Below are 15,465 nucleotides of genomic sequence, written 5' to 3'. Positions count from 1 at the left end.
CCGCTCCTCCATTTCTTATAGGTCTGCGAACAATTCTCCATTCAGCTGGCGAATCACCGTATCGCTTGGTAACTGTTGTCGCAGTCGTTTCGCCCAGTCCGTCCGAAGATCATATGCGAAATGTTCTTCGTTCGAGAGCAGATAAAGCATTTCACCATCATGACCGACAATCACGACGGTCGTATCCTCCGGATAAACGAATCGATCTTCTAAGACACGTGTTTTTCGGTACGTCGTTTCGACCTCTTGTTGAATTGACAGATGATCGGAATACGAAAACATGAACAGTTCGTTCATCATTCCGGCTCCACAAGCGTGCTCAAGGATGAGTTCGAGCATCTTAGTATCTTCAATCTTGATCGTGAAGTAATGACTCTCCCTTGTCGATGTTCGTTTTCCTCGTAACCATCCGTTCGTTTGTTTTTGTCTAGACAAGACATGTGAAGTGAACGACATATGATGCTTCGTGAAGAATGCTTTGTTGTCTTGGTCTTCCTCTTCAAAAGCAAAAAAGGTCGCGTAGATCGGAAAACGATTTTGATGATTTAGAAAATCAAACAGAAAAGTTTCATTTTGATCTGTATCGCCCTGTTCTCCCGATTCAACACTCATGTGATACGCCTTCGCTAACGGTCCATTTAGTACTAACGGTCGTTGGATCTCGTCTTTAAAAAACGCATCCGTGATTTCACACTCGAGAACGAAGAGTTGTCTCTTAGCGTTCAATGCTTCGATCGCTTCATCGTCTCCCACAAGCGGATGTCGCTTTAAATTAAGTAGCTGCATCTCAGTTTCATACATCATCTCATTAAATTCCTCAGTACCGTATTGTCCGATGTATGCGACTTCCGAAGCAAAGATCGGTACGAACCAGACGGGTAACGCCGCCTCCGGTTCCCCGAACGCTGCGTTCCCTTTATAGACTTGAAATGATTCTTCAAAGTAGAACGGTATCGTCACATATAGGGCAGCGAAGCCGTACTTCGATAACAACCCATCCGGCATTGGTAAGTACTCGCCTAAATCATATGCGTGTCCAGTTTTCAATGCTTCTAGCGTCAAGCGATAAACCAATTCAATCAAATCCGACTCGGCATCTGGTTGCATGACGGATATCATCACTTCTTGATGGACGATGGCACCGTTCTCGAATTGCAATGGGTGATGCAATAATCCAAGTGATGTCACGGTATTCGCATTCGCAAACGGTGCATTTTGAAACTGCAACAATTGAATCGCATGATCTTGTAATTCTTCCATCTCAAGGTGACCAGTACTTTCACCACAATGGGCTTCTAAGTGTTCTATGTAATTCATATTTTTATATCCTCATTTCATGACATTAAAAAATGTCATTTTCAATAAATATCTTCTACCATATATTATATATTTCATAATACAATTTTGGGATTTTTTATTTTTTCCTTGTGGAGGGTATCGTGACATCTGAAAACGACAAAAATGACTCCGGTTCAATACGAAGGCACTGAAAAACCTCATATAATTTTAAACAGAGGAGCGTCGTCCCGAAGGGATCTATGCTCCTCTGTTCTTATTTTTCGATCGACCAGCCTTTTGCTACGAGGTTACTGTACATGAATGCCATTCCAGACTATACTGGCTGAAATCAATACATTTGGAGGCGATTTCGATGATGCCCGACCTGCCGAATATGCCGCCGAGCCCTTATCGGGCTCTCTATGATTTGTTAATCCCCGCGGATGATGAGTTACGTCTCATTCACGACCTCGTCTCTTTTGATTTCATTACAGAATTGCTCGCGGACACGTATTGCCATGATAACGGACGGATGGCGGTCCATCCCGTTCGGATGTTTAAATATCTATTTCTGAAAGCCTACTCAAACCTGTCCGATGTCGACCTCGTCAGACGGGCGAAAACTGATCTTGCCTATAAATATTTTTTGGATTTGGCACCGGAGGAGGATGTCATTAATCCTTCATCGCTCACAAAATTCCGGCGTCAGCGTATGGATAATGACGAGCTACTCGATCAGTTGATTGCGTACACAGTACGGATCGCGAAAGAGATGGGCGTTCTAAATAGTCGGACGTTGATTGTTGATTCGACCCATTCTCGTGCTCGATACGGACAAAAACCGATTAAGCAGGTTGTCATCGAAGAGGCGAAACGGCTTCGGCAGGCATGTTATCAAGAAAATGACAACACGAAAGGACGTTTCCCAGAGAAAGTGGATGAAGCAGATATCGACCAACTCTTGGCGTATGCGCTCGCTGTAGCTGAAACTGTTGAATCCGAAATGCCTGAATTGATATCACGGGAGCACATTCGGGCTCGGGTGAACCGTGTCCGTGAACTGACGGAGGATGCACACTTCGAGTTGCGGGTATCAAGGGACAAGAATGCCCGGACCGGGCATAAAAGCGCTGACTCCTCGTTCTTTGGTTACAAACATCATCTCGCAATGACCGAGGATGGCGTGATCACAGCTGTTATCGTGACGTCCGACGAAGCGGCAGATGGCATTCAACTGACCAGCCTGGTTGAGAAGAGCCATATAGCTGGCGCCGAGTTCGACTACATTGTGGGTGACTCTGCCTATTCTAGTCGTGAGAACCTAGTTTCTGTCGCTTCGCAAGGATGTAAGCTCGTCGCTCCATTGAATCCACGGGTCTTTTCTGTCTCCACGAATCGAGCTGAGGGGTTCACCTATAATAAAGATGCAAACCGCTACGTCTGCCCTGCCGGGCACATGGCCGTCCGAAAGTCTCGAACAGGCAAAAAGAATGTAGGTGCAAGTCAACAAGAGACACACTTTTTCGATATCGTACTATGTAAATGTTGTCCGTTGCGCGAAGGATGTTATAAAGATGGGGCAAAATCTAAAACGTATAGCGTATCGTTGAAGTCAAGGGAGCACAGCGATCAGCTTGAGTACGAACAGACTGACGAATTCAAAACGTATCGTCGTAAACGATACGCGATTGAATCCAAGAACAATCAACTGAAGAATACGTATGGTTTGGCGCGAAACAAAACGTCAGACCTAAAAGGCATGACATTGCAGAGCGTGATGGCGATCATCGCGGTCAACTTGAAGCGAATTATCAGCCTCCAAAAAGAAAAAACAGACTAATGGCAAAGAAAAAAGATAAAGCGACTTTTTAAAGTGTTCATCCGTTAGGCTGCACTCACATGTATCGTTTTCGTTTGTAGGACTTTTCTTCGATCCATGTCCAAATCCGAATTGCTAGGTAAACATCGATTATGCCAATGATTAAAGTAACGACAATCATGAGAACACCATTATTACCAGAAACGAATAGAGGGTGTAAAATTGTAAAAGTAATACTCAAAAGAATTGGTATTGTGATGCCCATCCAAACAGAATTAAATAATAGTGCCTTCCACATCCACATCATCCTTTTACATGTAATAGTTGGTCTAAGTGTAGCATCTAGTGAGCAGAAGAAAAGAATTGCATGTTAAGAGCGACTCTATGTCGCAATCACTCGATAAAAAATAATGCTTTCTTTAAGCCTTTATTTTTTGTTGCTTAACCAAAACAGAGTCATCATTCTTCCGATAAATTTTGGTTCGTAATCTATCTCCCACTGTGTTTATGATGATGTCGATCGTATTCTCATTTTCCCAATACAATTCATATCCATATAAAGAGATAGGGTTCAATATACTTCTTAACGGTATAATGACTGATTGCGGTAATTCAAATATACATCCATCATATAGGCTTTTCCGAGACTTCATATCAGTAATCACTAGAAACAAATTTAGGTTAACAGGTGTCAATTTTGCTTTTAGAGTAGCTCTCATTGTTTTCGTTTTGTTATTTTTCCTGCCTATGTTCTGTACGAATATAAAGTTCTGTTCATACACATAATTTTCCATTTTATTTAATTCATCATCGGTTATACATTCTCGGAGTATTGAATGTCTAATTCCTTCTAATAGAGTACTCAACGTTTCTTTTAAAAAATCTAAATTCTTTTTTGACTTTAATTCCTCCATCTTAGTTTCTTTAAAATAATATTCGCGTCCTTCACCATTTTCACTTCTGATTTTTAGTTTTTCTTCTTCTGTTAAACCTTCATAAAAAATAACATAAAGCGAACTGTATTTCGGAAATTGTACCTTTAATTTTTTCAACATCCTTTGAAACATAAAGATTAATAGTTCATTTTTTGGATCAAAATAGTTGATATCCAACTCATTATTTGCATTTTTCTCAATATATAACACTTCTAGTTCTAACATGATTTTTACCTCTCTTAAAAGCTGTAATGATATGGTGGTTTCAACTTATATCTTAAGGCACTTTTTACTGATCTAGACGAAAAATATGCCTCAATTGGATTGAACGGATGTATAAGTACGGGTAATTCCTTTTAAAGTCCTTCTTCGAGATCTCTATATATCAAAATCCAATTCAGTTGATATATTCTATTATGATTACAATTCAACTTTTAAACACCTATATGTAAGCGTTATCACTATAAAGTGTACGGTACTAATTCTTTATTTAGGAGTTGAATCGAATGGATACGGTCATCAGTCATTATTCGAAATTCAAATGTCGGCGTTATCGCGAGAAATTCAAGGGATGAAGTTCTCATTGAAGATTTACATAGTGTATCGTACGAAGTGCGCCGCTTAGTCGTTGAAATCCAGTATGACTTCTCTTCGGAAGTCGCTTGTCCGAACTGCTACCATCAATGTCTCATTGAAGGAAACGTCTGGGAATACCCCGAAGGCGTCATCGATGCCATCGAACTATAATGTGATCACCATGAAAGACTTCCCTTTTTCTCAAGTGCGCTACATATGAAGTACTGCCTTGATGTACACTATCTTTAATACAAAAAGTGTACATCGGAGGTGTTCGCATTTGAAAATGAAACTGTTATCTTTACTGCTCTTTTCGGTAATCTGCCTAGCGGGATGTAGCGATTACGACCAAGACGGAAATACGACTAGTGAAAAAGCAAAACAGAAATATGATGCAGCCATCAATCAAGTCATCAAATCTGAAAACCAGTATTTGAAGAAGCCGCAAATCAAACGGCAACTAAAGCGAAATGCAGGTGAAACGGGAGTCATCGTCTATGAGGATCAAGATTTAATTGAAATTTATTACGACCAATCATCTGCACAAGAGAGAGCCGTTTATCAAAAAAACGGATCAACTTACACGCGAAAGACATACACGAAACAAATCTCAAATAAAATCGATTCCTCTGAAAAAAAATACCTTGAGAATATTGGGATTAAATAATTCCAAGCAGTCAAGGCTGATTTTTTATTGGTTCACCTACTGTGTAAAAGGTCGATGACCCTCATTTTTGATGGAGTCATCGACCTTTTTTTGTATTTTCTCGCCATTCTCTCTCATGCATCTATCCGTTTTATGGTACAGTTCAGATGGTATTTTTTTTAATATTTTGTTTAAGGTGGGAACTACTGTTGGAAAAAAACTTGTCAATCATCATTCCTGTATACAATAAGGCCGCTTACTTATCGACTTGTATCGAGTCGATTCAGGCACTCACACTCGATCACTCAACGATCGAAGCGATTTTTGTTGATGACGGATCAACGGATGACTCGTTATCGATTCTCCATACGGCTGCAAAAGCGATGGATTTCATTCGCATCATCGAACTTCCTGAAAATACGGGAAGTCCTGCCCAACCGCGAAACGTCGGAATCGAAGAAGCAACAGGTACATACGTCACTTTCTTAGATGCTGATGATCGCCTTGATTCTGTCGGATTCCCTCAACTCGTCGCACAAGCCGCTTCGAACGACGCCGATATCGCATTCGGTCAAACGATCAAACATACCGACACGTCGATTCAAAAGGTCGGTCGCTTCGCATCGTTTACGACAGCTAATCAGCTTGTCCCGTATGAAATCGACAAAATATTCCGCGCGGTTGGACCTCCAGGAAAAATCCTGAAGCGCTCCGTCTTGATTGAGCATAACATCCGGTTCAGCCCAATGAAGTTCGGTGAAGATAAACTCTTCTTCTTTGAAGCCATCTCAAAATGTCAAACGGCTTCGATGAACCCTGCACCGGTCTATCACGTCAACCGATTCGCGATGAATGATTCGCTTGTCGGACAAACAAGTATTTTCGAGAAGACGGCCTTTAATTTACAAGTGCTTGAGAAAACGCTCGAACTTGATATTCCGGCAGTCGCTAAAACGCACGCTTTGAGTCGCTTGATCGAGATGGACTTCCTCTCCCGACTGTTCAACAACAAACGTTTCCTTGAGCATCCACAACAGCAGACCTTTTTCGACCTGTTCCGCGAGATGATTGCAATCTTTGAACGCCATAATGCAAACCCAGCGGATTTCATTTTCGATGAAATCTTCCAAAAACAGTATGCCTTACTTCAGCAAGAAGATTACGACAGCTTCGTCGCCTTCATCACGCTGCTCGTCCAAAAACATAAAGCGCGGCGATATGTATCGGAGAACCGTCTCTATTACCGGATGCCGGAATCGTTGCACCATCTCGGACCTGTCCTTGAGCCATTCTTTGCTACGTATGCAGGCACGCGTCTCGTTGATGGTGTCTTCTATGAAGTCGTACAATTACTCAAAAACGACACGGCTTCGGTCGATCAAGTTCTCTTAATCACGCCTAACGATGAAGCAACGGAAACCGCCGTTCCGTTCCATATCGAAGGAACTGAATTATTCATTCCGACAGAAGCACTCGAACGACATTCACATCCATTCCAATTGATGCTGATCCATGACGACTATCATCCGTTCGTCGTGCGAATGACATTACCGAGTAGTGTCGACGGGATGCATTTGCATTATCAGCAACTCAAAGTCGAATTTCGTCCCGAGGAACAAAAATCACCGTTACAGAAAATCGACGCGACGAAGTATCATGTCGAAGTACCGACACAAGTCGTTGTACTCGAGAAAGCTTTCTTGTATGATGACCTCGACTTCGAGCGCAAGCAGAGCCCTCTCGAAGTCGGTCAATTGCTGACGATTAGTGATTTACAGCTGACGATCGCTGGCACACCACGACTCGTCACCACTGACGGGGCTTACGTCACGGCAAACAAAAAATACGTCCATCTTCCGCCTGTAATCGATGACGAAACCTATCTGACTGTGCCGCCGGAAGCAGTTCGGATTTTGAAGACATGTAAACAGTACACCGATCGTGACTTTAAAAATGAACTGCCAACGAAAAATACACCAGATGCCATTCTTCCAATTGAAAAGATCGTGCTGTCATCAAAAGGAACACCACGCTTGAAAACGGCTCATGATACGTATATCACAGCCAATCGGTCATTCGTTCAACCCATCAATGAAGCTTGACGATACGCCTAGGGACATGTATATCGTGTCCCTAGTTTCCTTATTATCCTCAAAAAAGTATGCTGTAGTATGTACAGGATTCATCCATGTGACATATTAAGTTATGTCGCTACATTAATATGTAAGCGTTATACAAAAGTAGCTGCCTTATGAAACGTGATTTGTTCTTTACATTGAACAAGTTAGTTGCACAACGTGGCTCATTAATTATTTAGCACTTCATCAGGCAGACAAGCGGTCCGTCGTCTCTTCAAAAGCCAAATTGATTCCACGATGAGCAAAAAGTTATACGTTACTCCTCAATGCGAGTCGCGCCGAAAAAATTCATTTCGGTTGTTCGACAATGGTACATACGTCCAGTACGCCCGGTTTGACGCCGTCGATCAACTCACTTTCATCGATATTGTCGCAACTGATTTGGAAGAATGTAAAAGATGTTCTTAATTTAAGAATTATGTCAGAAATCTGAACACATACTCGTCAAAGATCCGTTGCATGACTTTCGGCGTATTTTCGATATAGATCCGCATCTGTTCGATGTTTGCTTCGACAGCATTTTCTTCCTTCTCTTCGGTCGGAAAATCGGAGATACCTTTGATGATGATACATTCGACGGCGTTTTTCTGACAGATGTACGCGATAGCCCCCGCTTCCGTATCGGCAATCGTCAATCCGTTATCCCGCAGTTCGATATAGTCTCGCCACAGGACGACAGCACGGTCTGCCGTTCCGATCGTTCCGAGATGAAAGTCGTTACCATACTTCGATACATCGAGATCGACGGCGAACGAGGGCTTGATCAGTGGTTCAATCTCTTTGACCGTACAATCATATTGAACCGCACGATCCGGAACGATGATATCGAGTACGTCGTACCTCGGGTCAATCCCGGCACACGTTCCGGCAACGATGACCTTCGTCAAAGAGAAACGGAGGATCATATATTGATTCGCTCCGATGCCATTTACTTTTCGAACGCCTGTGCTGTAAAACAGAAGTGTCTTCCCGTTCATCTCACGCGTAAAGTATTCACCATACGGATAGCTGATTTTTTCTTCAGGTGAGACATGAAAATACGCAAGTGTCGCGTCGAACTCCCATCTGGTGGCGATGCTGATTCCGATCATGTCGTATTCCTCCTTTAAGTTCTGCTGCCTAATGTATGTTTTATTTTACGATAACTTATTCTGTTTTGAACTGATTTTCCCCAGAAGATAGCAATTATTATCAAAAACGTTTCCAGCTCGGATCTATAATAAAGAAGTAAATAAAACAGAAAAGGAGTCCTGCCGATGATTCTCGATTTATTGACGTCCATTGTAGCGGAAATATTGCATAGTCAGATGTACTCGCCTTCTACGAAGCGCTCGGAATTACCTGAACGATGACTGCCATTGATGTCATCCTTAAAGATATCGAAACACATCTATTTGATGATTGGCTGGTGGAACAACTAGCAGAGCGCCATCACTACTCCACTTTTCATTTCGGACGACTCTTCAAACGGCAAGTCGGTCAGACACTTGGGGAATATGTCCGTTTACGTCGTTTGTCGGTCAGCGCCACTCTTTTAAGAGACGGCGTCGACTTGCTCGAAGTTGCATTGATGTGTGGGTATCAGTCACAAGAAGCCTATACGCGGGCGTTCAAAGGGTTATATCATTTACCTCCACGAAAATATGTAAAGCTGATGGAACTAATGACGAATAAGGAGATGATTCAAATGGAAGAACAGCATGTAGAAGGTTGGTTCTTAAGCGGTAGTCATGCCGGATCTTACACGCTTAAGACCGATTCAGAGATCGTCCATCAAGGACGTAGCTCTGGAAAAATCAGTTTTACGTCTGACACGGAAGAAGCAGGCATGTTCGGTACGATGATGCAAAGCATACAAGCAACTGCTTATCGGGAGAAGCGAATCATGGTCGCAGGTTTTCTGCGAACGGAAGCAGTCGAAAGGGCAGCCATCTGGTTTCGTGTCGATGACGTCCACGGTGACCCGGTACAGTTCGATAACATGACGAATCGTGGGTTGACCGGTGACCAGGACTGGACGTATTGCGCTTGTGTCCTTGACGTACCACTTGAAGCCGCATCGCTTCACTTCGGTGTATTACTTGAAGGAAGCGGAACCGTTTGGGCAGATTCATTCATCTGTCATGAAGTTCAGACATCTATTCCGACTACGAATCAATTACCTCAGGAGATTCTTCCGTTACATCCGACGAATTTGTCGTTCGATGTAATCATTTAATGCGAATGCAAAAAGATCCAACGTAGAAGAACCGTTCATCGGTCTTCTGCGTTGGATCACTTTTTTTGCTCACATCATGACGACGCATCGATCTCTTTTTGTCGCAAGATTTCCGCAATCTGATGGTGTTCATTATCAAGTGCCGCATCACGCGCTGTCCGCCCGTCCTCATTTCGATGTAGTGGATCGGCTCCATAAGAGAGCAATAACCGGACGACGCGTTCATAGCCATAAGCACTCGCTAATGCGAGGACTGCCGTATCGCCATCCGCAACGTTTTCCGCCTCGATGTCGGCTCCCGCCTTTAGAAGCACTTTGACCGCTTTCGGATGATTATTTCCGACTGCGAGATACAACGGTGTGAATCCGTCCAGTCCGACGGCATCGACTTCTGCTCCTGCATCCAGTAACAGTTGGACTTTTTTCGACTTGCCTTCTTGCGCCGCATAATGTAGCGGTGTCACACCTTCCCCATCATCGGTCCGTTGATGTAACAATTCGACGTTCTGCGCTAGTTTGCGTAAGACTTTTTTATTGCCGGACCGCCCCGCTATTAAATGAAGCGCTGAGAAGCCATATTCATTTAAGTCAAGATGAGCGCCTCGCTTGATCAAAAGTAGCGCAATGTCCGTCTTTTGATCATATAGCGCGATATGCAACGGTGACATTCCGTCTTGATTCGGAAGGTTAACATCCGCACCGTGATCGAGCAATAATTCGACGATCCGTTGGTACCCTTCCTGAATTGCCCAATGAAGTGCCGCAAACCCTTCTTCATCCAGTTCGTTCAGATCGTCACCACGTTCGATGCAGCGCATTACTTGTTTTCGTTTGCCCAAAAAAGCAGCATCTTGGATCGATCGCTTCGTCATGTCCGTTCGCCCCTCACCTGTTCCGTCGTTATCTATCTTATTTTACAACAAGGGCATTGAGAAATGCGCAAAAACGACTTTGAGTATCCGATGTCTTTTGTACTCAGTTCGGTTCGTCATTCACTACATTTATTTATTTTAAGGAAATCGTTAGAATTAAAAGAAAAATAATCATGATCAGAACACGTATAAACATAGTCAAATTATAGTGATTTGACTATGTTTATCTATGCTTGAATGCTTTTAAATACGTTATAATAGCGATAAACATAGTCAAAAAGTGTAAAAATGAATATGTTTAATATAAAATGATCTATTTCGTGAAAGGAGTTCAACGAATGCGCGACTATACATATACCTATCTCAAAAGTCTCGCCCTGCCGATGGAGACCGTCCGTTTGATTGGACGGATCAATGAGTACAAAGGAAAGCAGGATCTCTATAAACAGCAAGCGCCTCAAATCCTCAACACCTTACGCGATGTCGCCGTCATCCAGTCGACGAAAGCCTCGAATGCGATTGAAGGAATCATCGTCACGGAGAGTCGTCTCCAAACTATCATGTCAAAGTCAGCTGATCCCGCAGATCGTTCCGAGGCAGAGATTGCTGGTTACCGGGACGTCCTCAACCTGATCCATGCCTCAGCCGAGGACATCCCTGTCAATGCGAACATTCTGTTGCAACTACACAAGGAACTCTATAAGTTTGTCCCCGTCGAAGGTGGGCGGTGGAAGAACGTCGATAACGAGATCAGCGAGACATACCCGGATGGCACGCGCCGGACGCGCTTCATTCCCGTTCCAGCATTCGAAACTCCGGCAGCGATGCAGACGTTATGTGACAGCCTACGTGAGCGTCGGCAACACGAGGACGTCGATCCGCTCATCCTGACGAGTCTGTTCGTTCTCGATTTCCTATCCATTCATCCTTTTAACGACGGGAATGGTCGGATGGCACGATTGTTGACACTCTTGCTTCTCTATCAGTATGGCTTCGAGGTCGGACGCTATATCAGTCTTGAGAAAATCGTCGAATCACGGAAGGAAGATTACTATGAGTCACTCCGTCTCTCTTCTGTTCGTTGGCACCAAAACCAACAAGATCCGTTTCCTTGGATCAACTACTTGTTGAGTACGATTCTTGCTGCCTACAAAGAACTCGAAGATCGCGTCGGTTTGGTCACGACCGGTAGTCAAAACAAGAACAGTCGGATTCGTCGTTTCGTCGAAGGACGAATCACACCATTCACGAAGGCAGACGTACGGAAAGCGTGCCCCGACATCAGTGAGGCAACAATCAATCGCGTGTTGCGTGACTTACGTGACGAAGGGATCATTGCCCCATCAGGTCTTGGTCGGAGTGCGAAATGGATGAAGAAATAACCTCGAGTTGGATTACGGTATTAGTGAAAATAATGGATTCGTCATATCGTAATATATTTCACTCGATCACTTTGCATTGAAGAAAGCCCACATTATAACGCACATGTGGGCTTTGTTTCTATCGTGTACTCAGCATTAAAACAATTGAATACTTTATTGATTTGATGTGTTTTTTTTGAGAGATTTTTTAGAAAAAATACCTTCCGTTATTAGGAAAATGACAGCAATTGCCACAGACTTTATTCCATATTCGACCCATGTATCAGTCGACTTCGGCATTCCTTCAAAAAACATTAGAAAAATAAGAAAAAACATTGCTGCGAAAACACTTTCTAAAATTTGATTTTTCATCTTTCTGTATCACCTCTCAATTCTCCATACTTTATTTTACTTTTATAGAAGTAAAACATTTCAATTTTACTATATTTATATAATTACATTTATTTTTTACCAATTCAACTTAAAAAAAGGTTTATCCTATTTTTAACGAGGAGACAATTACGTTCTACCTAACAATTTATGGAACGAAATCATCAATTTCTCGTTTGATTTGGATGAATTTAGAAAAAGTATCACATAAGCATTTTTTCGCTCAAAATCGCCTTCTAGAGAAAAATAAGCAGGAGCATCCGCGAGAAGCTTGACCCTGGAAAATGATTCGAGATAAACGAAAAAGCGCAATCTTTCTCAATTAGAGAAAAATTGCACATTGTCTTCAATCTGAATCGACAAACTTCAGGTGGTCTTCGTGTATCTCTTACTTTTCACTCGACTTATCTTGCAGGGAGCGCTCTACCAAAAGCACGAAAACGACTGCTGTTAGGACGCCAAGCACGCCTGGTAACACGGAAACGATCGGATCACTGAAAAATGCCGTTGGGATGAGTGCTGTCACTCCCCACTTCACACCCTTCAAGATCACAAGCGATAGAAGCAAGATCAGGAAAATTGTTTTCTTTTCGACACCTGTGAAAAATTGTCGTCCTGCTTTTTTATCAGTCCTCATACCGAGCCACGTTAACATATGTAGCACCTCTCTTCTCATTTCTTCTACGTTTCGACTCGACGGATTGGTTTCAGAAATCACAAAAAAACCACCCTGAATCTTGTCAGAGTGGTCCATCATGTTAAATGTCTAGTGTCTTGATGAAAGCTTTCAGTTCGTCACGCATCTCTGCATCTTTCAACGCGTATTCAATCGTCGTCTTGACGAAGCCGAGTTTCTCTCCGACATCATAGCGGTTGCCTTCGAAATCATACGCAAAGACTTGGCTATCCGCATTCAAGCGTTCAATCGCATCCGTCAATTGAATCTCACCGCCCGCCCCTTCTCCTTGATTCGCTAGATAATCAAAGATATCCGGTGTCAGTACGTAACGCCCCATGATTGCGAGGTTTGATGGTGCTGTGCCCAGAGCCGGTTTTTCGACGAATTTTTTCACGTCATATAGTCGTCCGTTTTGCGAAACAGGATCGATGATGCCGTAACGATGCGTATCTTCCGGACGGACTTCTTGTACACCGATGACCGATTTCTCCGTCTGTTCGTAGACGTCCATCAATTGTTTGATTGCCGGATCGTCCGACTCAACGATATCGTCCCCGAGTAAGACTGCGAACGGTTCGTTCCCGATGAACTGTTTCGCCGTCAAAATGGCATGACCGAGACCTTTTTGTTCTTTTTGGCGGACATAGAAGATGTTCGCTAGGTTCGTCGAGAATTGAACCTTTTCGAGTAATTCCGTCTTCCCGGAGTTCTCGAGCGTGATCTCGAGTTCTTTTTGGTTATCGAAATGATCTTCGATAGCCCGTTTGTGTTTACCCGTGACGATGATGATATCTTCGATACCGGCTTTTGCCGCTTCTTCGACGATATACTGGATCGTCGGTTTATCGAGAATCGGTAACATCTCTTTTGGCATGGCTTTTGTCGCAGGTAAGAAACGTGTTCCGAGTCCTGCTGCTGGAATAATGGCTTTCGTGATTTTCTTCATAACGTTCATCCTCTTCATCGTTCAAGTAGTAGGTTTAGTTGCTTAATTCTTCTAGTAATCGTCCATAGTTCTTTACAGCTGTCTCGAGGTAAAGCGATGGCTTCGTCTCGACGCGCTCGAGTGGTCGTTCAACGAGTTGCACCATCGCGGCAGCAAAAGCTTCCATATCGTTCGCTGGAACGAGGTAGCCGTTCTCGCCGTGAGCGATGATTTCGCGTGGTCCGTATTTGACGTCATAAGAGATAACCGGACAGCCCACATTAATACTTTCCATGACCGTCAGTCCAAATCCTTCAAATTCACTCGTCAACAGTGATGCTCTTGATTCCCGGAACACTTCTGCCGGATTCGACGTGAAGCCGTGGATTTCGATATCGTCCTGTAAGCCAAGCTCTTCTATCAAACTCTCCATCATCGCCAGTTGTCCTTGTTCGTCCATGCCGTAGAGCACAAGCTTCGTCGCGTGACCTGACTGTTTGAAAATCGCATAACTCTTAATCAAATGATCCATCTGTTTTTGCAGACCGAATCGACCGATGAAACAGAATTGATCCTTGACCTGTTCCCGTCGTTGCACCTGTTCTGGGACGATAAAGTGAGGAATGATGGAAATCTTCTCTTGCGGGATGTTATACCGCTCCAAAATGTCTTCTTTTTGGTGATTCGTCAGACTGATGAAACGTGTCACTTTATCGGATTCCGAGAACATTGTCGTATATGATCCTTTGACGGTCGAACCATCCAAGTGTGAGTTATGGATGACCATGACCCGTTTGACATCTGCCTTGATGTTGAGAATCGAGCGGTCGAGTAAACGCGCATCGACGAACAAGACATCACCGTCTTTAAATAATCGATTGAAGTAATACTCAAATAAGTCCTTCTCTTTTTTGAACGCTTTGTACATTCTGCCGTTTCGGTATAACTGAATCAAGATGAGCTTCGGGCGCGCCATTTCATTGTAAAACTTCTTACAATAGACATTGCCTTCCGAATCATACAACTCTTCCATCATCTTTCCATGATGGACCGGCGAATAAATCGTCTTCCGGTGTAATTGGCCGTAGACGTTATATTCCCAGCGCTCGACTTTTTTACGGGAAGCGTTCGTCATGAAATCCTCGAATTCGACGACTTGCGTTTCAGGGTAAAATTTACGGTAGAGGACATACTCATCTTCCTCATCATAATAACGAACGGCGTCACTGCCTTTTTTCTCGACGCTTTTCAATCCTTCGATTTCACGCGCCGTTTCTTTGATGATCGGTTTGTTACGAAAACGAGTCGTTGGAATACTTAACAATTTGTAATCTGATAGCCAATCGTAGATATTTTCAAATTGTACTTTCGGACCGACTTTTTCTTCCGTTCGGAACAATTCGTAGACTTCCATATAGTTTGCATTATAGTTCGTCGTGACGATTGTTGAACCGGCGCCAAGTTCTTGTTCCATGAGCGCGATCCGACTCAATAACGACTTCGTTCTACCACCGTGTTTTGGTGGTAATGTCGATGTTACCGTATACAGCATCTGTCATTACTCCCCTTCACCCTTCAAGATTGATCCCTGTTTTTTTCTGTGAGTTCAACCTCTATATATAGCCGAC

The 15,465-nt window shown here is 43.3% G+C and carries 14 protein-coding genes; 6 read left to right on the top strand and 8 right to left on the bottom strand.

Translation table 11 applies throughout. The annotated features are described in order from the left end of the window. Positions 1-15: 15 nt before the first annotated feature. Complete coding sequence (locus P401_RS0104850; protein ID WP_029341476.1) at positions 16-1,317, bottom strand: suppressor of fused domain protein; 1,302 nt, start codon at positions 1,315-1,317, stop codon at positions 16-18. A gap of 334 nt (positions 1,318-1,651) precedes the next feature. Between P401_RS0104850 and P401_RS0104845 the strand changes: the two genes are divergently transcribed. After that, entirely contained in the window at positions 1,652-3,118 is a 1,467-nt protein-coding gene (locus tag P401_RS0104845; RefSeq protein ID WP_029341475.1) for an IS1182 family transposase, read from the top strand. Between the two features lie 398 nt (positions 3,119-3,516). Here the strand turns inward: P401_RS0104845 and P401_RS0104835 are convergent, their stop codons facing one another. Further along, positions 3,517-4,257, bottom strand: coding sequence for a hypothetical protein (locus P401_RS0104835; RefSeq protein WP_029341473.1), 741 nt, complete (start codon positions 4,255-4,257; stop codon positions 3,517-3,519). 387 nt (positions 4,258-4,644) lie between these two features. Between P401_RS0104835 and P401_RS19055 the strand changes: the two genes are divergently transcribed. From P401_RS19055 to P401_RS0104825, 3 genes are all read left to right on the top strand, one after another. After that, positions 4,645-4,779, top strand: a complete 135-nt coding sequence (locus tag P401_RS19055; RefSeq protein WP_268871239.1) for a hypothetical protein — start codon at positions 4,645-4,647, stop codon at positions 4,777-4,779. Between the two features lie 109 nt (positions 4,780-4,888). Continuing rightward, positions 4,889-5,275 (top strand): hypothetical protein, encoded by a 387-nt coding sequence (locus tag P401_RS0104830; RefSeq protein ID WP_029341472.1) that lies wholly within the window; start codon positions 4,889-4,891, stop codon positions 5,273-5,275. A 188-nt stretch (positions 5,276-5,463) separates the two neighbouring features. Further along, positions 5,464-7,356, top strand: a complete 1,893-nt coding sequence (locus P401_RS0104825; protein ID WP_029341471.1) for a glycosyltransferase family 2 protein — start codon at positions 5,464-5,466, stop codon at positions 7,354-7,356. A 452-nt stretch (positions 7,357-7,808) separates the two neighbouring features. On the opposite strand, the gene P401_RS0104820 is transcribed toward P401_RS0104825, so the two are convergent. Then, a complete protein-coding gene (locus tag P401_RS0104820) occupies positions 7,809-8,483 on the bottom strand; it encodes a 5'-methylthioadenosine/S-adenosylhomocysteine nucleosidase family protein (RefSeq protein ID WP_029341470.1) in 675 nt (224 codons plus the stop codon). A gap of 257 nt (positions 8,484-8,740) precedes the next feature. On the opposite strand from P401_RS0104820, the gene P401_RS0104810 reads away from it, so the two are divergent. Continuing rightward, entirely contained in the window at positions 8,741-9,610 is an 870-nt protein-coding gene (locus P401_RS0104810) for a helix-turn-helix transcriptional regulator (RefSeq protein ID WP_029341469.1), read from the top strand. A gap of 74 nt (positions 9,611-9,684) precedes the next feature. Here the strand turns inward: P401_RS0104810 and P401_RS0104805 are convergent, their stop codons facing one another. Next, positions 9,685-10,482, bottom strand: coding sequence for an ankyrin repeat domain-containing protein (locus P401_RS0104805; protein WP_029341468.1), 798 nt, complete (start codon positions 10,480-10,482; stop codon positions 9,685-9,687). A 338-nt stretch (positions 10,483-10,820) separates the two neighbouring features. Between P401_RS0104805 and P401_RS0104800 the strand changes: the two genes are divergently transcribed. Further along, on the top strand, positions 10,821-11,864 hold the full coding sequence (locus P401_RS0104800; protein WP_029341467.1) for a Fic family protein: 1,044 nt from the start codon (positions 10,821-10,823) through the stop codon (positions 11,862-11,864). Between the two features lie 153 nt (positions 11,865-12,017). On the opposite strand, the gene P401_RS0104795 is transcribed toward P401_RS0104800, so the two are convergent. From P401_RS0104795 to P401_RS0104780, 4 genes are all read right to left on the bottom strand, one after another. Next, the gene (locus P401_RS0104795; RefSeq protein ID WP_029341466.1) at positions 12,018-12,215 is read right to left on the bottom strand and encodes a hypothetical protein; all 198 of its coding nucleotides are present in this window, start codon (positions 12,213-12,215) and stop codon (positions 12,018-12,020) included. A gap of 406 nt (positions 12,216-12,621) precedes the next feature. Continuing rightward, complete coding sequence (locus tag P401_RS0104790; RefSeq protein WP_029341465.1) at positions 12,622-12,888, bottom strand: hypothetical protein; 267 nt, start codon at positions 12,886-12,888, stop codon at positions 12,622-12,624. 103 nt (positions 12,889-12,991) lie between these two features. After that, on the bottom strand, positions 12,992-13,858 hold the full coding sequence (gene galU / locus P401_RS0104785; RefSeq protein WP_029341464.1) for a UTP--glucose-1-phosphate uridylyltransferase GalU: 867 nt from the start codon (positions 13,856-13,858) through the stop codon (positions 12,992-12,994). Between the two features lie 34 nt (positions 13,859-13,892). Next, complete coding sequence (locus P401_RS0104780; RefSeq protein WP_029341463.1) at positions 13,893-15,389, bottom strand: glycosyltransferase; 1,497 nt, start codon at positions 15,387-15,389, stop codon at positions 13,893-13,895. Between the last annotated feature and the right edge of the window lie 76 nt (positions 15,390-15,465).

The organism is Exiguobacterium acetylicum DSM 20416, from assembly GCF_000702605.1.
Taxonomy (GTDB): domain Bacteria; phylum Bacillota; class Bacilli; order Exiguobacteriales; family Exiguobacteriaceae; genus Exiguobacterium_A; species Exiguobacterium_A acetylicum.
This window is presented reverse-complemented; position numbering and strand designations above follow the sequence as displayed.